Source organism: Leucobacter fengyongliangi (genome assembly GCF_050971685.1).
GTDB lineage: Bacteria > Actinomycetota > Actinomycetes > Actinomycetales > Microbacteriaceae > Leucobacter.
In genome coordinates, this window is record NZ_JBPCEU010000007.1 from 1 (window position 1) to 20,781 (window position 20,781).

Sequence of the window (20,781 nt, forward strand, 5' to 3'; positions counted from 1 at the left end):
CGACGTGCCTCACCTAATATGCCCGCGAAACACTTCCGGTGCATCACGTAAAAATGCCCGCGAAACGGAATCATCAGTTTCATGGGAAGTGGGCTATCAATGCGTGCCAGACACGAGATCACACGAAAGTTCGCGAAGCAGTATGCCGCAGCGGCCAAGAAGGAGAAGAGCCGTCTCCTTGACGAGGTATGCGCGATCACGGGCTGGTCCAGAGACAACGCGCGCAGACAGTTACAAGCTGCGCTGAAACCGCGTCGGGTAGGGGCCCGGCAACGTAAGCCGCGCCCGCTGAAGTACTCACATGACGCGTTGAAAGTGCTGCAGAAAGTGTGGGCGTTCGCGGGCGGGATCAGCGGGAAATACTTGGCCGCGTCAATGGAACTCCAACTCATGCTGCTGGAAGCGCACGGCGAACTGGTCCCAGGCCGGGGCAGGTACAGTCACCACGTCGCGGACGAGTTGCTGGCAATGTCACCGGCCACGATCGACCGCTACCTCGCCCCAGCCCGCGCGAGGGACCCACTCCGCGGGATCGCCACCACCACGCCAGGCCCGCTGCTGCGGAACTCGATCACGATCAGGAAAGCCGGTGACGAGATCGAGGCCGTACCCGGGTTCTTCGAGGGCGACACCGTCGCACACTGCGGGCCCGTCTTGAAGGGTGAGTTCTGTCGCAGTGTTGATCTCACCGACATGCACACCGGTTGGACGTACACGCGCTCGATCCGGAACAACGCACACCTGCACATTCGTGACGCCCTCGACCGATTCATCAGCGAAGTGCCGTTCGAGGTGACCGGGGTGGATTTTGATAACGGGTCCGAGTTCATCAACTACGACGTCATCGGTTGGGCTGCAGAACTTGACATCTACTTCACGAGGTCCCGGCCGTACAAGAAGAATGATCAGGCCACGATCGAGTCGAAAAACAATCAGATCGTGCGCCGGTACGCGTTCTACTGGAGGTACGACACCGCGCCTCTGCTGAAGCTATTGAACGAGTTATGGCCGCTGGTGAACGATCGCCATAATTTCCTCACCCCCACGAAGAAACCCATCGGTTGGGCGACCGATCAAAGGGGGCGCCGTAAACGTGTCTACGATGAGCTCGCGACACCATTCGACCGGCTCCAGCGTTCCGGTGTGCTCAGCGCCGAGAAGACCGCCGAGTTGACCGGGTACCGTGACAGCTTGAACCCGGCCCACATCGCTCGCGAGATCGACCGAATCCAGCAGCGCCTCACCTACCTCGCGGCCGAGAAGACTCGCACGCTCGAAGCGATCGAACTCGCGAAAGCACCAAACGCGGCAGCCGGGGTCAAGCCGGCCCGCGCGAGCAGGAAACAGGCAAGCTAAGCTCGAGAATTACGCGGGCATTCTTATGTGAGTCACCGGTGGTGTTTCGCGGGCATATTTATATGAGGTTCCTCGTACAGTCTGCATGTTCAATGCATAAAAATAACATAGGAGAGAACCAATAGCGGTAGGCGTCGGGCGGGTAGGAATTTCCTATCTCTAACCATCTAGTGCGATTCCCACACTATCGCCGTGGCCGACACAGGTGAAGAGTTCACCTCGGAGCAAGGACGTTTTACTGGTGGAAACGAGAGTTCCACTCATGGCCCGGCATCATGTCCTGAAATCAGCAACCGAGAGAACCGCATACCGTGAAATCAAGATTGTTGCGGTCCGAAGCGGTAGCTTACGCGTGTTGGTTGACAACTATGAAACCCTTGCGCACACCGGTGACATTACAGTTCTCCCCGCAGAGACTGTATTCCATGTGGTCCCGGTGCCCCAAGCCTCAATTACATGCATCTACTTAGACCCAGAATATGCGCTTGATCTAGTCTATTGGCAGTATCGCGGCCGACTCTCTCACCGCGCAGAGGCGCACGTCTTTGCTGAACGTTTATACGGTGACATGCGAATTATCGTGCGGCTTGGCAAACGCCTTAAGAAACTGGCACCGATTCTCGACGGAATGGTTGCGCTGAGCAGAACGAGTGATTTTGTCATACATTCAAACCAGATGCAGGCACACTGGTTCACCCTTGCAAACGCAATTTCACGCAGTATTGGTGGACCGGAGGCATTTCCGCCCGCCGGGTCCGACCAAAGGCTCCGTGCGACGCGCCCGACGCCGATCAGACCTGAGGTACTAAAGGTCGAAACGCTCCTGCGTGAGAGGCCCGAATTTGAGTGGACACTTAGAGAGCTGGCCAGGCGAGTTAGTCTCTCGCCGGGTCATCTCTCTACACTGTGCACTCGAGCCTGGGGCTATCCGCCAAGGACCCGATTGCAATTGATCCGGGTTGAGATGTTGGCAAGGTTGCTGCAGGAGACAGACAGCACAGTCGAGCATTGCATTCATCTTGTCGGATGGAGAAGTAGTTCGCATGCCTCGAAGCTTTTTCGTACAGTTATGCAAGTCTCGCCTCACGAATATCGGATCGCGCGTAGGCGTGATACTTCTGTGACTTTGGGGGCCGAAATCGTTGGTCTTGGGGCCCGTAGCGAGGCAGTTTGAAAGAGGACACTTCCATCTTGGAAGTGATTAGCGGTAAGCCAGATATTCCATAGTGTCGGGGTCACTGCTACGCCTGACGAACGGTACCCTCCGAACGTCACTTGCGTCTTCTGTTCTCCTCGTCGCACCTTATCGCCAGTACTCAAGGTGAGAAGGAGTTAGCAACATGAATGATCTCGATCAACGGCTCATGCTGCTCGGCAGACTGTTGGGCACTGTCCGTGGCCTGCCTACCGCTGCGATGTATCTTGCCAGACATGGAGTGCCCGTCTTTCCATGTGCGTCTGGATTCAAACGCCCAATAGTGAAAGGCGGTTTCACGGCAGCAACCGTCGATGTTCGGCAGGTTGAAACCTGGTGGCGTCGGTGGCCTGACGCAAATCTAGCCGTGCCGACCGGTGCGGCGTCGGGTCTTGATGTCGTGGATGTGGATCGTCACAGCGACAGCGACACCGGGCTTCTGTCGTTCGGTCGCGCTCGTGATGCCGGGCTGCTGAGCGGCTGGTCCTCGTTGGTCGAGACGCCCTCAGGCGGCTTGCACATTTACTTTCCTGCCGACCCGAATCGGCCGCAACGGATCTGGCAGGCGGCGTCTGCGCAGGTCGATTTTCGTGGCGATGGCGGGTATGTGCTCGTGCCACCGTCGAGGGTACGGCAGAAAGATGGGACACTCGGCGCATACGTGCTGCGCTCGACCAGCCCAGCCCCCACCGCTCCGGTGGATGCGCAGCGGTTGCTCGAGTTGCTCGCACCGCCTAAGCCTGCCCGCGCCCGCCCGGTGCCGAGCACGCCTCGTGAAGCGCGAAACAGTGATGCTGGGCGGGCCAGATGGGTGGCGGCGCAGCCCGAGGGGAACCGGAACTGGGCGTTGTACTTCATGTCTTGTAGGATGACCGAGGACGGCATCGCCAAGGCCGACATCGTGAGGGTGTTGCTCCCCGCAGCGGAGCAAGCGGGGCTTGGTGAGCGGGAGATTCTGCGAACGATCGACTCCGCGTGGGAACGAGCACACCCGACCACCGGGCAGCAACAGTCGCCGCAGTCGGCCCGCTCAGCGATGCCGGGATCTCCTCGCGCGGGCCATTCGTATGGCGATGCCGGGTGGGTACGCTCATGAATACCGCGCGTATCTCGTTCCGGGTGCTGCGGGTCGCGGTTTTCGCTGCTGAAGCGGGCACGATTCTCCTTGCTGCCACCGCGTTCATCCTCAGTTTCACCGCGCTGCATGGCCTCGCCGCGCGCAGCGGCATCGACCCTGATCTGGCGTGGCTGTGGCCGTTGATCGTAGACGGCATCATCGTCGTGGCGACGCTCGCAGTGTTCGCGCTGGCTGGTACACGGGTGGTCTGGTATCCGTGGCTGCTGCTCGTTCTCGGCGCGGGTGTCTCGGTCGCTGCGAACGCAGTACACGCGCTCGTTGCAGCAGACCCCGACGTGCCCGACTTGATCGCTGCTTTGGTTGCTTCCGTACCTCCAGTCGTGCTCGTCGCGTCAACGCATCTCACGGCGATCTTGATTCGTCAATCACGCACCGTGCTCCAGGCCGCCGCCCATCATGAATCTGTCGATGCTGAAGCCGCGCAGGCAGCCGCACAACTACGGGCGGCAGAGGCTCACGAGCCAGCGCCCGACCCCGAGGTTGACGGTGAGGCTCCACTTGCCGAGGTCAATGCCGAAGAGCGGCGCACCGTGGCGTCAACGCTGCGTGGCCTCGGCCTCAACAACTCCCAGATTGCCCGGTTGTTCGGTGTTGATCGCAGCACCGTCGGCCGCTGGCTTCTCAAACCCGTCGAAGAACAGGAGACCCCATCATGACCACCCCACCGCCCGGCGCGATGTCGCCGTATCGTTTCCCACCCCATCTCGACCTCTACACCAAGGAAGAGATCATCGAGGCCGAGCTGATCGAAGACGCTGAACTCACCCGGCACACACCTTCCCCTGAACTCATTTACGACGCCGAAGTGGTCGAGGATGCGCTCGAGTTGGATGGCGGCTTCGATCCTCGCGCAACGGATGATCCTGCCGATATTGTCGGCCCGGAACCGGAGAAACCTGCCGGGGTGCGGGTGGCGTGGAAACGTCCGACCGACCTTTTCGCGGAGGCCGGGGCGAGGGTGACCGCTCGCGGCATGGATCTCACTGCCGCGTTCTCGGAGCGTGCCCGAGGCAAGGTCGGAGACTTCCATCGGGAGATGCGTGAGGGCACCTGGCATCTCGCTCCGATGAACCCGTTTGGTCAGGATGCACCGCACCGCTCGATGCCCGAACCCGAAACGATCTCTCGGGGCTGATGGTGACGGTGATGGATCATGCACGGTATCGCTCTCAGACTGGTTCTGCTCGTTCGGGATGAGGATCGCACGTCTCTTGCAGGAGGTGCGCCATCATGACCAGATCACTTATCGCCGCTGCTTCGCCCGAGGATCACGAGTTCGAGACCCCGGAGGGGCTGCGGGCGTTGCTTATTCGTTTGCAGGAGGCCGGCCCCGGCGCGTGGCGTTATGACACCGAGGCGCATGAGCTCGCGAAGTTCACCGCAGGCAAGTATGCGCGTCTTGCCCGCAAGTACGGCCTCGACCGTTGGGAGGCGGTGACCGCCGCGTTCGAGGCGATGCGGAAACCTGGCACCGCCCGCGCCGACAACCCCTGGGCCGTGGTGACCGAGGCGGTGCGGCTGACGTGCATTTATGAGCAGCGCGGGCAGGGGCTGCTCTGCTCGGTCGATAAGGCTCGAAAGTCTGAGGTCTCCGCGAATCATGATGCGGAACGGTTCGCAGACCGCGACCAGGCGCTGCTCGAATGGAACCCAGCGTTCCAAGTCGGTGAGCCCCGCATTGAGGATGCAGGCGAAGAAGAACCTTCTCCCGAGGTGACCATGATCGAGCAGGCAGTGTTCCTGTTCTCGCGGCTCTGTTGGCCTGAATCAACGGCCCGGAATGTGATCTGGTACATCTACGAAGGCCTTGAAAGGCTCGGGAGCCGCACGAGCGCGTTCGACGTGCTGCGCCGAGACCGTCTCGCCCTCGCGCTCCTGGACGTAACGAAAGATGCCTGGAACACCGTCGTCGCGGTGCTGCTGGGCACTCAGAACCCTGCTTACGCGGCAACGAACGCGGGCCGTGGCCTGTTCATGCGAATCGTGATCGGTGAGAGCTTTCCCGAACTGCTGAGTGACGAGCACCTGGTGCGGCAGATCGTGGAGTCTGCCCCGAAACCTGGCGGTGCGTGATGAGCGGTCAGTATGGGATTCAGTTGGATCGGGCGCTCGACTCGCTCCTGGTTGGCACCCGGCATCGCAGCGACCTCGGAGATCTCGACCTGCTGGCGAAGTCGCTTTCTGAACACGGGCTGCTGCAACCGCCGACGATTACCCCGGAAGGGTTCGTGCTGATCGGGGTGCGCCGGGTCGCTGCCGCACGGAAACTCGGTTGGCGCACGATCAACGTGTGGGTGCGATCAGGCCTCTCCGACCGGCTCGGGCAACTGCTCAGCGAGCACGCCGATCATGCCCTACACAAGCCCCTCACCACCCTGGAAGCTGCGGCGCTCTACCGCGAGCTGAAAGCCGTGCTCGAGGAAGAAGCCGCGCTGCGGCAGGCCGCTACTCGCTTCGGAGCGCAGCCTGGACTCGCCAGAATCTCCGGTGGTGGTGATTCACCACCACCGTCAGAGGCGCGCGAATACGGGAAAGCACGCGAACAGGCAGCCCGCATGGTGACCGGGCGTGACTCCCATCAGATGCTCGAACGTGTGAACCGCATCGAAGACCTCGCCGCTGACGGCACCGTCTCGGCGGCGGTTCGCGGGCAGGCCGAGGCCGAGCTCGTCCGGATTCGGTATGGTGCCGGGGTACTGGCCTCGCATCAGCGCATGAACGCCGCCCTATCGCTTGACGAACTCGACCGCATCGCGGCAGATCCCACCCAGCCTGAGAGCGTGCGCGAAAGCGCAGGCCGTGAGGCGGCTCGCGCCCGCCAGGCCGATCTGAAAGCCGCTGAGATGGAACGCCTCGCCCAGGCCGCCCTCGAACGAGTGAAAGGAAGCAGCGGGTCGAAGCGCCGCCCCACCCCTCGCACTGCGCTCACAGCCGATGATGAGATGCCGAAGCTGCGCAGTTCCCGCGCGTTCTGGGCAACCTGGAGCGAACTCGACGGCTGGTGGCGACACTACGGCGTCGAGCAGATGGTGCGAGAGCTCTCCGGCGAGCAGCTCGATCTGTTCGTCTCTATCGCTGAGGGCACCATGCGCTTCGCCACCGAACTCCAAGAAGCACGCGCAGCCGCCTGACCCAAGCCGGTGTTCGGGGTGCGGTCTCGCACCTGTGCGGTATGAAACGTCGTACTCCCTCACCGCAGCAACCGGCCGCTGATCCTGAGCGGGCGCGCCGGTTACGCATGATCGTCGCCACGGTGCTCGGCACCGGGCTCCTGTTCATCCTCATCATCGCCACGATCGGGCTGCTGCTCGGCCCACCCGATGACGAGCCGACCCCGATGGTCGGCTCGACCGTCGCCCCCGACCCAGGCGACACCGCTGAGCGCCCCACGAGTCGGTCTGCGCCTTTCGGCACGGTCGCACAGACCGGAGATGCTGATCGCTTCGCGGAGTCTGCGGCGCTCGCCCTGTTCGCGTGGGATACCCGAGACGGGTATCAGCCGACCGACTATGTGCAGGCGATGCTCGATCAAGCCTCCGACCCTGCAAACGAAGAAACAGACGGCCTCGCCACCGACCTCGCCGCCTATGTACCGAACCGGGCGGCGTGGATCGAGTTGCAACGGTACGAGACGCGGGAGCATCTCGTGATCGACCAGATCGGTGTGCCCGACACCTGGGCCGAGGTGGAGCGGCAGGCACGCGAGGGCACGCTGCTACCGGGCACCATCGCCTACACCGTCGACGGCACCAGGCACCGCACCGGGGTATGGGAGGGCAAAGAGGTCGCGACTGAGCATCCAGTCGCGTTCACCATGTTCATCGCCTGCGAGCCGACGTACGAACAGTGCCGTCTGCTGCGCTTGACCGTGCTCGACAAACCACTGCGATGAGCGGGATCGCATTGTGAAGATTCTCGCGTTCCTCGCCGCCCTCGCGCTGCTCCCCGGCCTCGGCCTCATCGCTCTTGTGCTGGTTGCGGTTCCCGGCGGCGAGGCCTGTCTCACCCGCACCGACACCACTTCTGGGGGCGGTGAGGCATTGGCACCCGAGAGGCCGGCCGAGACGAAGAGCATCGTGTTTCCGCTGGCGAGAGGCGTTTGGGTTCGCACGAGCCAGTTTGGGCCGAGGATCGACCCGATCTCTGGTGAGGCGCGCACGCACACCGGCCTCGACCTTGCCGCCGCAGACGGCACCCCGATCATGGCGGTCGCTGACGGGTATGTGACGTTCGCCGGGATGGATGGCGGCTGGGGTGGCCTCATCACGATTGAGCACACCATTGACGGGCAGACCGTCGCGACCGCCTATGTGCATATGTGGGCGCACGGCATCCACGTCAACGCCGGGGATACCGTCGTCGCTGGCCAGCACATCGCCGATGTCGGATCGAGCGGCTGGTCAACCGGCCCGCACCTGCACCTCGAAGTGCGACCCGGCGGGTCTCGCGCCGCAGCGATTGATCCTGAGCCGTGGCTCGCCGCCCACGGAGCTATCGACCTTTCCGGCATCGGCACCGATGCTCCCGCGCTCGCCGGATGCGACCTCAATGCCGAAGCCGCAGCAAAGGGGTAAGGCCGGATGAATGTGTTTCCTGACTTCGGCTCGCTCGACCTCGGTTCTCTCGAGGACGCCATAGGGGCTGCACTGATGATCGTGCTCGTGGTGAGCGTGCTCATGTTCATCGTCTCCGCTGTCGCCTGGGCGGCAGGTACCTGGGGCGGCAACCCGCAGACCGCGATGCGCGGCAGGGTCGGCGTGTTCGTTTCGCTCGGCGGCGCGGTGATGGCGGGAGCCGCTGTCGCGATCACCAATATGTTCCTCACCTACGGCCCCACTCTGTAACCACCCGATTCGGGATCTGCCCGGCAGTCGGCGCGTCTTCGCGTCTGCTGCCGGGCTTCGCTCGTTCTCGGGGCATGGCCTGCACCTGACGGGTACGCACTTCCCGCGCCCTGACCCGTTAAGGAGCTTCCCCATGATCGACATCGACCCCAACAGTTCCGGGCTTCCCGGCATCGACGCGCTCCGGCTCATCGTCGGCGCGGTGATGACGTTCGGTTTGATCCTTTCCGCGCTCGGCCTCATCATCAGCGCGGTGGTCTGGGCGTTCGGGGCGAACTCGTCGAACCCGCATCTGGCCGGGCGCGGGAAAACTGGCGTGTTGATCTGCTGCGGGGCCGCGATCTTGTGTGGGGCCGCCGTCACATTGATCAATTTCTTCTGGGATGTGGGCCAGTCCGTCTGACCCTCGCGTTCGACGGTTCAAAAGGAGTTCCCGATGAGTCTGTGTGAGCAGCCGATCCTGTCGATGCTGTGCGAGGTGCGAGACGAAGCCACCGCGATGGTCGCCACCGCTCCGATCCAGTGGATCGCCGATGGTGTCGGCCAGACTGCGGCCTGGTTCATCCAGGGCCTCTGGATCGTATTCGACTCGACCACGCTGGTCGACGTTACTGGTGCCGAGTTTGTCGGCGTCTACAATCTCATCTTCGGCATCGGCGTCATGATCGCTCTGCTGCTGGCTTGCTTCCAACTCATCACCGCCGTGGTGAAACGCGAACCCGGTGGTCTCGCCCGTGCTGGGATCGGTCTCGGGAAGAGCATCCTCGGTTCGTTCGTCGCGGTCTCGCTCGTCGCGCTGGGATTAGAGATCGTGGATCAGCTGTGCCTCGGCGTCGTGCAAGCGACCGGGAACTCGATGCAGTCAATGGGCGACAAGATCACGATGCTCATCACCGCACTGACTACGTTGAACCTCGGTTCCCCAGGTATCGGAGCGATCGTCACGCTGTTCCTCGGCGGCCTGTCAATCGCGGCGACAGCGATCGTGTGGTTCTCGTTGCTCGTGAGAAAGAGCCTGCTCCTGCTGACGGTCGCGCTCGCGCCGCTCGCACTGGCGGGATTCTCCTGGGATACCACGCGCGGGTGGGCGGGGAAATGGCTGATGTTCGTGGTCGCGCTCATCGTCTCGAAACTCGTGTTGACCGTGATCCTGTTGGTCGCGATCGCGCAGATTTCGGTGCCTATCGCCCTCGATATCCAGGCGCTCACTGACCCGCTAGCGGGGATTGTGCTTCTCGCGGTTGCCGCGTTCGCCCCGTACATCACCTATAAGGCGATCTCGTGGCTCGGTACCGACTACTACCACGCCATGTCCACCGAGTCCGAAGCGAAGCAGGCGCTCAACCGGCCGGTGCCGGTGCCGAATCGGATGCCTGGGAACCCGTCTCGCGTTCTCGGCGATTCGGGCGGCGAGGGCGGTTCAGGTGGCTCCGGCGGTAAAGGCAAGCCTCCCGCGCCGACGCCTACCGGCGGGAGCGGGAGTGGTGCTGGTGCTGCGGGTGCAGGTGGTGGCACCGGAGCGAGCGCGGGTGTCGGTGGCGGCACTGGAGCGGGCGTTGGCGCGGGTGCTGCGGGTGGGCCGATCGGTGTTGGGATCGCGCTCGGTGCGGCAGCGGCGAAGAAGGCTGCAACCCTCGGCCCGGAGCTTGGCAGTCAGGTCGCGCAGCAGGCTGACAGTCAGATGGAGGGGGCGAGCACGCCGGGGCAGAGTTCGGATCCGCCTCCGGCACGCCACGGGCAGGTACCGCCGCCTCGCGCGCTGCCGCCTGGCCCGAGTGCGAACTCTGGCGATAGTTCGACCCCGAAAGCGTAGGGAGCTGTCATGTCTGAGTTCGAGTTGTCGACCGTGCAGTTCTCGCGCCTCACCAAGCGGGGCGTGATGCTCGGTCTCTCGCTGCCCCAGCTGGTCACGCTAGGGATCGGTCTCGTCACTGCCGTTGGCGGCCTCTACGTCACGGGTGGTGCGGGGCTTGTCTGGACGGCCCCGGTCTGGGGGTTTGCCGCTGTCACCGCGACCGTGCCGGTTGGCGGGCGGAAGATCGTCGAGTGGGCACCCATCGTGTTGCGGTGGTGGCAGAAGCAAGCGAGTGGGCAGGCCGAGTACCGACGCGCGCTTATGCGGCTTCGACCCGAGGGCACCCTTGCGCTCCCTGGCGATGCTGCCGCGTTGCGGGAGTGGGTGGACGATGAGACCGGGGCGGCGATGATCCATGACCCGCACCAGCACCTCTTGACCGCGATCCTCGGGGTCTCTCATCCTGCGTTCGTGCTGCTCGATCCGGGCGACCAGCAGCGCCGCGTCGACGGTTGGGGCAGAGTGCTCGCCTCCGCGTGCAGGTCGGGGAGGATCGCCCGCATCCAGGTGTCTGAGCGCACCCTGCCCGACTCCGGCACCGGGCTGGCGCAATGGTGGCAGGAGCACGGCAACGCTGACGGGTCGTGGGCGGCGACCGTCTATGGCGAACTCATCGACCGGGCGGGTCCCACCGGGGAACGGCACGCCACTACCGTCTCACTCTCGCTCGATATGCGCCTCGCGGCACGCGCGATTCGCACCGCTGGCGGCGGTGTGCGCGGGGCTGCGCAGGTGCTGCGGCAGGAGATGCATACCCTGGTCGCTGCGGTTCGTGCCGCAGATCTGCAGGTCGACGGGTGGCTTACCCCAGGCGATGTGGCAATGGTGCTGCGCGCTGCCTACGATCCAGCGACCGCTGCCGCGCTCGAACGTCACGGCGAACTTGGGCGCGATCTCGCAACTGCTGGCCCGGTCGCTGTCACTGAACGGTGGGAGTCGATCAGGTCTGACAGTGCGCATCATGCGGTGTTGTGGGTCAGCGAATGGCCGCGCAGCCAGGTCTACCCAGGGTTCCTCTCGCCCCTTGTGCTCTCGTCGGGGATCCTGCGCACTCTCTCGTTGCACTACCTGCCGGTGCGCGCCGATCAAGCGGCGCGTGATCTGCGGCGCAAACGCACCGAACTGATTTCGGACAAGACGCAGCGGCAGAAGATCGGGCAGATCGAAGACGCCGCGACCGCTGCCGAGTACGTCGACGTAATGCAGCAAGAGGCCGACCTCTCTGCCGGGCACGGCCTCGCCCGCGTCACCGGCCTCATCTCGGTCACCGCCTCAACCAGCGAGGAACTCGAGGCAGCGGTCGCGGCGGTCGAACAGGCCGCGATCCAAGCCTCATGTGAATGCCGTCGCTTGGTCGGGCAGCAGGCCCGCGCGTTCGCCGCCGCAGCCCTCCCGCTCGCCCGCCCCATCTGAACCCGCCTTGACTGACTGGACACCACTGATGCCTGAGTATGAGACCCCGCGCGAAGCGGCGACTGCCGCCTACGACGCACTCCGTTACCTCGCCCACACCGTTCGTGAGACCCCGCCCCGTGAACTCTACGATCTGAACCGTGAACTGCTCGGCATCTCTCGGCTGCTGCCCGACGTGTTCAGGAGGTTCGCGTCGCGTGCGATCGCCCGCAACGATGAGGCGATTATCCGAACCGGCGGCACCATCGTCTCTGGTGTCGCGGTGATCGAAGAAGCAGCCCGTGACCTTCTCCAAGCCGCAGAGTTTGTCGACCGTGCCGAGACGCGCCTGGGTCGCACCTCCGAACACCTCTCGCTCCTCGAATGGCCGACCCCACATCGCCCCGATGCTCCGCCCGCTGCGAGCGTCACCACCTACCTCAGGCCGGAGGCGCTCGATTCGGGCACCCTTGCGCCCAAGACCGCGCACGGCCCCGGCCGCACGGCCGCACCCCAGAGACTCGATGCGGGGTTATCGCGGTGAGTGACGAAGAGCGTCTGCACGCAAGCGTGCTCGTCGCCCCGACCGCCGAGCGCCGCCGCTTGAAGAAAGCAAGACGCCGAGCGGCTGCGCAGCTGCGCCTGGAGGCGCGCGCCCGCGAAGATGCCGAACAGCGAGCCAGGCGCGAGGCCGAACGGGAGGAACGCCGCAACACCGTCTATCTCCCCGCAGCGGGCGAGCCGTACCCTGAGTCGCTGCGCACCCCTGGCCGATTTCGGCTACCGAAGCATCAAGACACAACGGCAACGCTGGGTGCGCAATACCCGTTCCTCGCCGAGGCCGGCCTCGGCTCAGACGGTGCGTTCATCGGGCAGGATCTCTACTCCGGGGCCTCGTTCGTGTACGACCCGTGGACGCTCTACCAGCGCGGCCTCATCACCGCCCCGAACATCGTGATCGCCGGAATCGTGGGCAGCGGCAAGTCGGCGCTCGTGAAATCGCTCTACACGAGAGCGCTGCCGTTCGGGCGCAGAGTCTATGTGCCCGGCGATCCGAAAGGCGAGCACTCTCCCGTCGCTGAGCTGGTCGGCGGGCGCGCGATCATTCTTGGACGTGGCTTGCCACACCGCCTCAACCCTCTCGATGAGGGTTATCGTGCGGCAGGGATCAGCGATCAAGACTGGGCGGCTCAGGTCACCGCGCGTCGCCGCGAGCTCGTCGGCGCACTCGCAGAAACCATGCTCGCACGACCCCTCACCCCTCTGGAGCACACCAGCATTGACCACGCGCTTGGCGCGGTGATGCGAGAGCACGGCACCCCGATCCTGCCGCAAGTGGTCGACCGTATCCTCGAGCCTGGCAGCGATGCTGACGGCAGGCTCAAAGAAGACGGTCGCCAACTTGGACACGCGCTCAGGCGACTCGTTGCGGGCGACTTGCAGGGCATCTTCGACGGGCCATCGACCGTTCGCTTCGATCCGTCGCTGCCGATGGTGAGCCTCGACCTGTCGCGCATGGTCGAGAACTCCGCACTGACCTCGGTGCTGATGACCTGCTCATCGGCGTGGATGGAGGGTGCGCTGCTCGATCCAGCGGGCGGGCAGCGGTATGTGATCTACGACGAAGCCTGGCGGCTCATGGCCTACCCCTCGCTGCTTCGACGTATGGACAGCCAGTGGAGGTTGGCGAGGCACTACGGGATCGCGAACGTCTTGGTCTTTCACAAGCTCTCAGACCTCGACAACGTAGGCGATAGTGGCTCCGCCATGCGCGCGCTCGCCTCGTCGCTGCTCGCAAACGCCGAGACGCGGGTGATCTACCGGCAGGAACCCGACCAGCTGGGCGCGACCGCGCAGGCGCTCGGCCTGACCCGAACCGAACAGTCGCTGCTGCCCGGTCTCGGCGTCGGACAAGGCTTGTGGAAGATCAAAGGCAGGAGCTTCGTTTCGCAGCACCAACTGCATCCTGCTGAACTCGAAGCGTTCGACACCACCACCCGCATGGGCTGAATTCATCTCCGCAAACGGTCTGAGAAGTGCTGCGCTTCTCAGACCGTTTCTTCGTGCTCGGGGTTCCTGTCTTACCTCGCTGTCGGGTCACCGCCCTATTGCGGGGCCTGTCAACACAGGAGTCAGGAGCGATCTATGTCTTACACGTCCACCCGCCCACCGGATGATCGGCCCAGGGTCGATCCCCAGGAGCGAAGATTCCGAGCGCAGTTCGCCGCCTTGCTGCTGGCGCTGCTGATGCTCGTATCGAGCCTCGTCATGATGCCTGCTCCGGCTGCGCAGGCCGCGACCCTGGGCGTCGGGTATGGAAATGAGCAGTTGTGGCTCGGTTCGTTCTCCTCACACGGCCGTCAGGCATACTGCATGGACATCGACGCGCTGCCGCCCTACGGGAACACCGAGCATCCCGAGCTGAAGACCACCCTCGACAATCTCTCCGATGGGCAACTCGCACGGCTGAACTATGTGCTGGCGACCTGGGGCGAATCGTCAGACCCGGCGATCACGGCTGCGGTGCAGCTGTTCGTGTGGGATGTCGCCGACCACGACACCTATGCCGCGCGCGGCGGTGAGGCGCACTTCATCGAGCGTGTACCGGCTGGTGCGCGGTCGACGGTGCTCGGAAACCTCGCAGCGATGCGGCAGGCCGCCGCCGAGAACGCGGTGGCGAAGCCGTCCGCGTCGATGAGTATCGAGATGAGCGACCAGTACCAGGGTCGCCTCACGATCAGCACCACGCCGGGGTCGCTGACGGGTGCAGTAACGCTCACCAATGCGACGTTTGCGAACGGTGCGACTACTGCGACACTCGGTGCGGGCACGCACGCGATCACCGGCACCCCCGCTGAGGGTGCGCCGGAGTACCGTGTGAGTGCGTCGTTCTCGTCACGGGCTGCGGGGATGGGTGCTGGGGTGGATATGTTCTACACTCCCGGCGAGCAGCGGATTCTCGCAGCAGCGAGTTTCGAGCCGGTGAGAGCCGCCGCGCAGTCTCCCGTGATCCCGCTCGATTTTCAGCCCGAGCTGACCACGCAGGTCGCATCGAAGTTCGTACAGGCGGGCGACCAGTTCGTTGACGGCGTGAACGTGACGGTGACGAAGCACTCGTGGATTCGCATCAACGGTTCCCCGATCCCGGTCGAGGCCGTCGGCACGCTCTACGGCCCGTTCGACGCGCAGCCCGCCGAGGCGAACGCGCCGCCGCGCGGTGCGCCTGTCACGGGCACGGAGAAGCTCACCCTGACCGGCCCCGGCAGTTACACGTCGCCGGGCACGATCACCGCTCCCGAGTCGGGTTTCTACACCTGGGTCTGGTCGATCGACAAAGAGGCGCAGGGAGGCAACGCGAAGTACATCACTGAGAGCTTCACCGATCGTTTCGGCCTCGTACCTGAGACGTCGGTGGTGCCGTTCCAGCCCGAGGCGGTCTCGCGCGCTGACCAACGGCTCGTGAACCCCGGCGATACCGTAACTGACACGATCACCGTGTCCTCGAGTAACGGGGTCTGGCTCAAGCACAACGGCGAGCACATCCCCGTGATCTTCGAGGGCACCGCCTATCAGGTGCCCGGCACGCTGCCTCCTGAGCAGGCCGGCCAGGTGCCCGCTGATGCGCGAGCAATCGAGACGGTCACGATCACCGCGACCGGCCCCCGCACCTACACCAGCCCTGAGATCGTTCTGCCGAACGCGGGGTTTGTGACCTGGGTGTGGGAGATGAAGCGCGCTGACCAGCCTGAATGGGTGCGCCCCTACCTCGCCGCTGATTGGGCCGATGACTACGGCATCAACATCGAGACGCACTCGGTGCGCTGGCCGATCAAGATCGTCTCCGAGGTCAAGGAATACAACGTGCATCTCAAAGGCGGTCGCGCGTTCGACCGGATCGAGATGAGCGGGTTCCCCGAGAATCACGGCGAGTTCGAGGGCGACGGGTACTGGGGTGCCGACCATGACGAGGTCGTGCACACGGTGTATGGCCCGTTCAAGACCGAGGACGAGCTGACCAATGACCTCGATCTTGAGGATGCCCCCGTTCTCACCTCGATCACGACGCCCGCACGGAACGGTACCTACCATCTCGGGTACACGGATGAGGATGCGATCAAGCCGGTGAAGCCCGGCTACTACGTCATCGTGTCGCATTTCGCTGGTGACGACCGGGTGCAGCCGCACACGACTTCGCCGGGCGATATTCGCGAGCGGTTCTTCGTGCCCGATGATCGACAGCCCGTGTCGGTGATCACGCAGGCGACACGCGAGGCGCGCGTCGGCGAACCGTTCGAGGATCTCGCACTCGTGCAAGGCACCGACATTCCCGAAGGCGCATACCTGATCTTCCGCGCTCACGGCCCGGTCGATCCCGAAGCCGAGCCGCAGTGCGACGCACCGTTCTTCGAGAGCGAGCAGATTCCTGTCACCCAGGCAGGCGTCTACCGCTCCGGCACCACGAGCGTCGACCAGCCCGGCCATGTCTACTGGGTCGAGACCCTGTACGACAAAGACGGCGAAGTGATCGCAGAGGGGCGCTGCGGCGCTCCGGGCGAGACCACCGTGATCACCGGGCAGCCCGAGGAAGTGAGCGTGGTCACGAACGCAGTGCCCGAGGTACTGCTCGGTGATCCCGCACACGACGTCGCTACCGTCACAGGTAACGTGCCCGAGGGTTCCACGCTGAAGTTCGAGGCGTACCGACAGGGCGGCAGCGAGGCGCTCTGCACCGCAGACGAGCTGGTCTTCACCTCAGAAACCATCGAGGTCGACAGGCCGGGCGACTACCGCTCGAACGATGTGGTGTTTGATCGCGTCGGCACCTACTACTGGGTGGAGACCCTGATCGGCCCCGACGGTGACGTGCTGCATCGTGGCCAGTGCGGTGCCCCGAACGAGACCACCAAGGTCGTGACCGAGCTGACCGCTCCGCCTGAGCTGGCGGTCACCGGCAGCGACAACGGCGGCATGTGGGCTCTCGGCATCGGCGCGGGCGTCGCGATTCTCGCCGCAGCAGGCGTGCTGTTGTTCGGGCGTCGCCTCGCTCAGCAGCGCGACGAGGCAGACGGTGCGGATGATGAGGATGCCGAAGTCGACAGGAAGGGTGGTGATGCTATCGACACATTCATGAACGACTAACACGCACACTCCCCCAGAGAGGCACGACCCCTGTACCGGGGCCGTGCCTCTTGTCATGCATGTGCCCCACTTCGTAGCCAGAACCCAGTTGAAGCCGGGCCCAACGGCAGGGTCTCAGCAGGGTCCTACACACTCGCGATCTCAGTCCGGCAGAGGGTCAGGCCAGCGCCACCAGCCACCGGCAATGCGCGAAGACGCTTATCTGAGAGGAGCTCAGTCGTCGAGGAAATCTCTCGCCGGAAAGTAACCGAGGCGCAGTAGTTCGGACCAGACTTCCTTCACGATATGGCGGTCGTCATCTGGTGCGATCTTCGCGGCTTCAACGATCGGTTGCAGGAACGATGGCAGGGTGGTTCGGCCCCGAAGCAGATGGAGCCCTACCTTCAGAAGAGCTGAGGGATGGTCTATTGGGAACTCGCCAGGATCGTAATAGTCGAAGCCTCGATCCTCGTCTGAGGGTGAAGCCTCAGGGCCTTGAATGAAGAGATCTACTGCACGATCAATATCGATGCTTGGGACTGTGATCCAGCTTAGAAGTGCACGTTGCTCGGTCCCTGTCAGTGGAGGTTGCTTGTCCAGTCGGTGCTTCCAATAGCTGTAGAGCACCTCTGGGAATGAATCGACGCGGGAAACCCTGTGTGCCACATTTCGTATCCAGCGCGCTCTCGTCGCGGCAGGAGCGTTTAAGGTGAAGGGGTCTGCCCAGGTGGATTCCTCGGGTTCGGTGTAGTAGGCGAACTGTGCCGAGTGCAGATCGATATACGCTTCGATCGAGCCGGGCAGCTCTGTTGATACTTGAAGCCATCCAGTACGTAACGCGCTTCTCGTGCTCACCATGAGTGCATCTGTCACGTTGTTGGCGGTAAAGATCCCGGCCCAAAAGCTCCTCGATTGTGGCGTATCAGCGATCTCGTTCAACTTGACGGCGATCTTGCGGTCAAACCATTCGTTATCCCAGTGCTGAATGTGTGCCGCATATCGCGCGAGCATCATCGGACTCGGATCTCTCACATCCTTGTCTTGGGCCTCTAAGAACTCGCTGAATGCCAGCAAATATGCCGGGTCGATGGATTCTTTCTTCTGCTCATGCATTGTTCGGAAGACGGTTTCCAAGAATGCGTTGGCGACGACTCCGCGAGCGGTTGAGTTTGCTTCGTTCGGGTCTCGAGGTTCGATGTCGCTATCGCCTTCAAGCAACGTGAGACGCCATAGACCGAACAGGAGCTTGCAACGTTCGTCTGGCTGTTCGAGGTCCTCCTCTTGTGTCGCAGTTGGGCGCATCAAGGTGTATGCGACGTTCTGGGCGATCGCTGAGGTTTGTTGTCTAGGAAGTTTCCTCAGCTGGGTCAGCAGTGGTTCAGCTTCCCAGTCTGCGCCTGGGCGTGTGAGGATGAGTAGCACGACGGCCCATGCACTGTACGAATAGAGGCCTTGCCTGAAAAACTCAGCGAGAAGCTCACCAGCGCTAAAGGGTTCATTCTCGAAGAAATCGTTCAGCTCGAGACTGAGTGTGTCTTGCTCAAATATGTCGTCAAGATCCGGGTCGCTCTTCAGGCTATTGGCAACCTCTGCTGGCGTCATGCCGCGGAAACGCCCTTCAGCTTCACTGGGGGTCTCGACTCGGGCAAAGGTCACTGGTGTTGCGTCGAGATTGGGTTCCTCGCGTGGCGAGAACTCGGGATGCTCCTGCTTCATCTCCCGAAGAAGCTGATGTGCCGGGTCGTCCTCTTTTACCTGCCGAGTCAGCCAGTCAACCGCATTGAATCGTTCAGAGTCGCTGACCTCGATCCCGCCTGGAGCTGCACTTGTTTCCTGAATGTGGTTCAGAAGTTCCGCACAGATCTCGGCGGATGCGTGAGGGTACATTTCCTTGAGTAGCCGGAACACTTCTGGTTTGTGAGAACGACTCAGGATCAAACCTTGGCTGATCATTCGGCCGATGAGGGAGTCTGCTTCGGATGGTCGTGATTCTGTGAGCGCATCGATCCCGAGCCGCTGTGCTAATTCAGAAGAACTATCCAGCAGATTGTTTGCGCGTTCTGGTCGGCCATGACGCACGTATTCCCTGAGAAGGTCGCGTGCGACGTCGACCAGAAGCACGCCGTGTTCATCACGACTTATAAGGAACCGTTCATTGCCATCAACTGTATATCGGCGGGTGGAGAATCGATTTCTGAAGTTGGTACCGTCGAAGAATGCGGTCGTGGTCTCCACGTGTGCGATAAGGCTGAGCACTAAGGAAAGGAGCTGGTCTGGATCTCTGAGGCTCTGCAGAAGCTGAGGCCATACCTTTCGGATCGATGAAGGATGCCAGGGAAACACGAACTCGGTCGTCAGGAAGTCAGGTCGACCGAGTATGCCGCGATGAGAGGTGAATTCGAGCCGGGCAGTTAGGAGCTGGTGCAGGAGCACCTCTGCGGCCTCCGGATCGACCTCGGCAAGTTTCTGAATCAGCAGCGAAAGCTGAGAGTCGTCGCTGTCTGAACGGGCGGCAGTAAGCAGAATCAAGAGCTTCCTCAGGTGATCATGCGGCTGGTAGCCCTCATACAGTTGACGAAATACGTCGAACCATAGCTGTTGAGACATCTGCCCGCGGTGCTTCGCAAGGATCTCCAGCATGCTTTCTCCGCGGTCCACAGAGATCGACCTTGTCACCCAGGCACTCCACATGGCTTGAGTTCGAGCAGTTTGCTCATTTGCAGGTTCGAAGATTACATCCAAAATGCCGATTGCCTCAGCATGTCGCATCCACTCAGTCGGGTCAGCCCGACCCACAAAGTGACGAGAATACTCCTCATCGCTTAGCAGCCACGAAAGCTCCGGGTCTGGAGTAGTTCGGTCGGACGGTCCCTTATCGATCAGTGCCACAATTGCGTCATAGCGGTCTTCGCTTGTAGAGGTAACCCGCTCGCGCCAGTTCGTGAAGAAAGTTTGGAGTCGAGCGTGCCCATTTGACCCTTCCGCTTTCGGATACAGAACGGGCGAGACGTCGAGGCGCTGCCACTTCGCAGTCATTTCGTCTTTGTAGTCCTCGCGCATGAATGCGAATCGGGTTCCCCCGTCAGTGGGCAACGCGCGTGCAAGGTACCGCATAACGACGTCATCTGCGCTGTATCCAACAAATACGGTGACGTACTCTTCGAGCATTCGAGTAAGGAACTGCGTAGCCCAACCTTCGGTGATGTAGGCCTGGCCAAAATCTTGATCAGTCAACACCATACGCTGAAAGTGCGTTGGATCGATCGGCCCATGCAAGTGCACCAAGCCGCTGAAGTCGTTGCCTAGCGGCAATGCCGGCGCATGGTGGACAGACAATTCCACTTCTGCTCGACGCGCGGCCTCCTCGAAGAGTAAGTCAAAGTTGGTTGTGACGATTCGAGGTTTGTTGCCGTTAACCGTTGCGAGGGCGATTAGATCCTCGTGATAGGTGTTCGGCTCAGTTATGGGCCTGAGTCTTGCACTCACTCGAGCATGCGCGTCTCCATGAAGATCATTCAAGCGCCCCATGATTTCATCGAAGTGGATGGAAGGATCTGGTTTCTCGGGCACCCAATCCGAGTGACCCATGTCATTTGCGATGTCGGCCGCAAGGCCCAGAAAACCTGGCAGGTTTGAAGGCGACGCGGAAGAGACCCCAGCTCCAACAAAGAACACAAGTTTGTCGGAACTTAACGCGCGATCAAGCTCCTGCGGTAGCGAGATTCCGCCTGCCTGCCACGCTCTAGTCAAGATTCTCCTTCTGCTTCTGCTCATTCGCCTGTTGAGAGTTCTACTGCCTCTGGTCTGGAGGTGTCTCCAGCCAAAATGTATGCCGCAAGGCTCAGCGTATCGCTGGCACAGTTGCGATGTGAGCTTTGTCGCC

At 62.5% G+C, this 20,781-nt stretch carries 17 protein-coding genes; 16 read left to right on the plus strand and 1 reads right to left on the minus strand.

The window, feature by feature from the left end:
* Window positions 1–99: 99 nt before the first annotated feature.
* The 16 genes from ACR0R4_RS06435 (at window position 100) to ACR0R4_RS06510 (ending at window position 16,919) form a co-directional block, all read left to right on the plus strand.
* Window positions 100–1,356 (plus strand): integrase catalytic domain-containing protein, encoded by a 1,257-nt coding sequence (locus ACR0R4_RS06435; protein ID WP_433645266.1) that lies wholly within the window; start codon window positions 100–102, stop codon window positions 1,354–1,356.
* A gap of 676 nt (window positions 1,357–2,032) precedes the next feature.
* A complete protein-coding gene (locus ACR0R4_RS06440; protein ID WP_369691078.1) occupies window positions 2,033–2,530 on the plus strand; it encodes a helix-turn-helix transcriptional regulator in 498 nt (165 codons plus the stop codon).
* A gap of 166 nt (window positions 2,531–2,696) precedes the next feature.
* Entirely contained in the window at window positions 2,697–3,647 is a 951-nt protein-coding gene (locus tag ACR0R4_RS06445; protein WP_079941049.1) for a bifunctional DNA primase/polymerase, read from the plus strand.
* Complete coding sequence (locus ACR0R4_RS06450) at window positions 3,644–4,345, plus strand: DUF2637 domain-containing protein (RefSeq protein WP_079941094.1); 702 nt, start codon at window positions 3,644–3,646, stop codon at window positions 4,343–4,345. The genes ACR0R4_RS06445 and ACR0R4_RS06450 overlap by 4 nt, the downstream gene beginning before the upstream one ends.
* Window positions 4,342–4,824, plus strand: a complete 483-nt coding sequence (locus ACR0R4_RS06455) for a hypothetical protein (RefSeq protein WP_139770610.1) — start codon at window positions 4,342–4,344, stop codon at window positions 4,822–4,824. The genes ACR0R4_RS06450 and ACR0R4_RS06455 overlap by 4 nt, the downstream gene beginning before the upstream one ends.
* A 95-nt stretch (window positions 4,825–4,919) precedes the next feature.
* Complete coding sequence (locus ACR0R4_RS06460) at window positions 4,920–5,762, plus strand: hypothetical protein (protein ID WP_079941052.1); 843 nt, start codon at window positions 4,920–4,922, stop codon at window positions 5,760–5,762.
* The gene (locus tag ACR0R4_RS06465) at window positions 5,762–6,820 is read left to right on the plus strand and encodes a ParB/RepB/Spo0J family partition protein (protein WP_079941054.1); all 1,059 of its coding nucleotides are present in this window, start codon (window positions 5,762–5,764) and stop codon (window positions 6,818–6,820) included. Before ACR0R4_RS06460 ends, ACR0R4_RS06465 begins: the two co-directional genes overlap by 1 nt.
* A gap of 41 nt (window positions 6,821–6,861) precedes the next feature.
* Window positions 6,862–7,581, plus strand: a complete 720-nt coding sequence (locus ACR0R4_RS06470; protein ID WP_079941055.1) for a hypothetical protein — start codon at window positions 6,862–6,864, stop codon at window positions 7,579–7,581.
* 13 nt (window positions 7,582–7,594) lie between these two features.
* A complete protein-coding gene (locus ACR0R4_RS06475; protein WP_348528108.1) occupies window positions 7,595–8,263 on the plus strand; it encodes a M23 family metallopeptidase in 669 nt (222 codons plus the stop codon).
* Between the two features lie 6 nt (window positions 8,264–8,269).
* A complete protein-coding gene (locus ACR0R4_RS06480) occupies window positions 8,270–8,533 on the plus strand; it encodes a DUF6112 family protein (protein ID WP_079941058.1) in 264 nt (87 codons plus the stop codon).
* A 133-nt stretch (window positions 8,534–8,666) separates the two neighbouring features.
* Window positions 8,667–8,936, plus strand: coding sequence for a DUF6112 family protein (locus tag ACR0R4_RS06485; RefSeq protein WP_079941059.1), 270 nt, complete (start codon window positions 8,667–8,669; stop codon window positions 8,934–8,936).
* Between the two features lie 33 nt (window positions 8,937–8,969).
* Window positions 8,970–10,346, plus strand: a complete 1,377-nt coding sequence (locus ACR0R4_RS06490) for a conjugal transfer protein TrbL (protein WP_079941060.1) — start codon at window positions 8,970–8,972, stop codon at window positions 10,344–10,346.
* Between the two features lie 9 nt (window positions 10,347–10,355).
* Window positions 10,356–11,801, plus strand: a complete 1,446-nt coding sequence (locus ACR0R4_RS06495; protein ID WP_079941061.1) for an SCO6880 family protein — start codon at window positions 10,356–10,358, stop codon at window positions 11,799–11,801.
* A 28-nt stretch (window positions 11,802–11,829) separates the two neighbouring features.
* The gene (locus tag ACR0R4_RS06500) at window positions 11,830–12,324 is read left to right on the plus strand and encodes a hypothetical protein (protein ID WP_139770611.1); all 495 of its coding nucleotides are present in this window, start codon (window positions 11,830–11,832) and stop codon (window positions 12,322–12,324) included.
* A complete protein-coding gene (locus ACR0R4_RS06505) occupies window positions 12,321–13,790 on the plus strand; it encodes a putative type IV secretion/conjugal transfer ATPase (RefSeq protein ID WP_432707308.1) in 1,470 nt (489 codons plus the stop codon). The genes ACR0R4_RS06500 and ACR0R4_RS06505 overlap by 4 nt, the downstream gene beginning before the upstream one ends.
* Window positions 13,791–13,925: 135 nt before the next feature.
* Window positions 13,926–16,919: a thioester domain-containing protein gene (locus ACR0R4_RS06510; protein ID WP_200769281.1), complete on the plus strand. Its 2,994-nt coding sequence runs from the start codon at window positions 13,926–13,928 to the stop codon at window positions 16,917–16,919.
* A gap of 213 nt (window positions 16,920–17,132) precedes the next feature.
* Here the strand turns inward: ACR0R4_RS06510 and ACR0R4_RS06515 are convergent, their stop codons facing one another.
* Complete coding sequence (locus ACR0R4_RS06515) at window positions 17,133–20,648, minus strand: SIR2 family protein (protein ID WP_433646529.1); 3,516 nt, start codon at window positions 20,646–20,648, stop codon at window positions 17,133–17,135.
* Between the last annotated feature and the right edge of the window lie 133 nt (window positions 20,649–20,781).

Excerpts from the sequence above, each read along its gene's own strand:
- ACR0R4_RS06480 (WP_079941058.1), top strand. The coding sequence starts at position 8,270 with ATGAATGTGTTTCCTGACTTCGGCTCGCTCGACCTCGGTTCTCTCGAG.
- ACR0R4_RS06490 (WP_079941060.1), top strand. The coding sequence starts at position 8,970 with ATGAGTCTGTGTGAGCAGCCGATCCTGTCGATGCTGTGCGAGGTGCGA.
- ACR0R4_RS06450 (WP_079941094.1), top strand. The coding sequence starts at position 3,644 with ATGAATACCGCGCGTATCTCGTTCCGGGTGCTGCGGGTCGCGGTTTTC.
- ACR0R4_RS06485 (WP_079941059.1), top strand. The coding sequence starts at position 8,667 with ATGATCGACATCGACCCCAACAGTTCCGGGCTTCCCGGCATCGACGCG.
- ACR0R4_RS06510 (WP_200769281.1), top strand. The coding sequence starts at position 13,926 with ATGTCTTACACGTCCACCCGCCCACCGGATGATCGGCCCAGGGTCGAT.
- ACR0R4_RS06465 (WP_079941054.1), top strand. The coding sequence starts at position 5,762 with ATGAGCGGTCAGTATGGGATTCAGTTGGATCGGGCGCTCGACTCGCTC.
- ACR0R4_RS06495 (WP_079941061.1), top strand. The coding sequence starts at position 10,356 with ATGTCTGAGTTCGAGTTGTCGACCGTGCAGTTCTCGCGCCTCACCAAG.
- ACR0R4_RS06455 (WP_139770610.1), top strand. The coding sequence starts at position 4,342 with ATGACCACCCCACCGCCCGGCGCGATGTCGCCGTATCGTTTCCCACCC.
- ACR0R4_RS06460 (WP_079941052.1), top strand. The coding sequence starts at position 4,920 with ATGACCAGATCACTTATCGCCGCTGCTTCGCCCGAGGATCACGAGTTC.
- ACR0R4_RS06500 (WP_139770611.1), top strand. The coding sequence starts at position 11,830 with ATGCCTGAGTATGAGACCCCGCGCGAAGCGGCGACTGCCGCCTACGAC.
- ACR0R4_RS06440 (WP_369691078.1), top strand. The coding sequence starts at position 2,033 with ATGCAGGCACACTGGTTCACCCTTGCAAACGCAATTTCACGCAGTATT.
- ACR0R4_RS06470 (WP_079941055.1), top strand. The coding sequence starts at position 6,862 with ATGAAACGTCGTACTCCCTCACCGCAGCAACCGGCCGCTGATCCTGAG.
- ACR0R4_RS06445 (WP_079941049.1), top strand. The coding sequence starts at position 2,697 with ATGAATGATCTCGATCAACGGCTCATGCTGCTCGGCAGACTGTTGGGC.
- ACR0R4_RS06435 (WP_433645266.1), top strand. The coding sequence starts at position 100 with ATGCGTGCCAGACACGAGATCACACGAAAGTTCGCGAAGCAGTATGCC.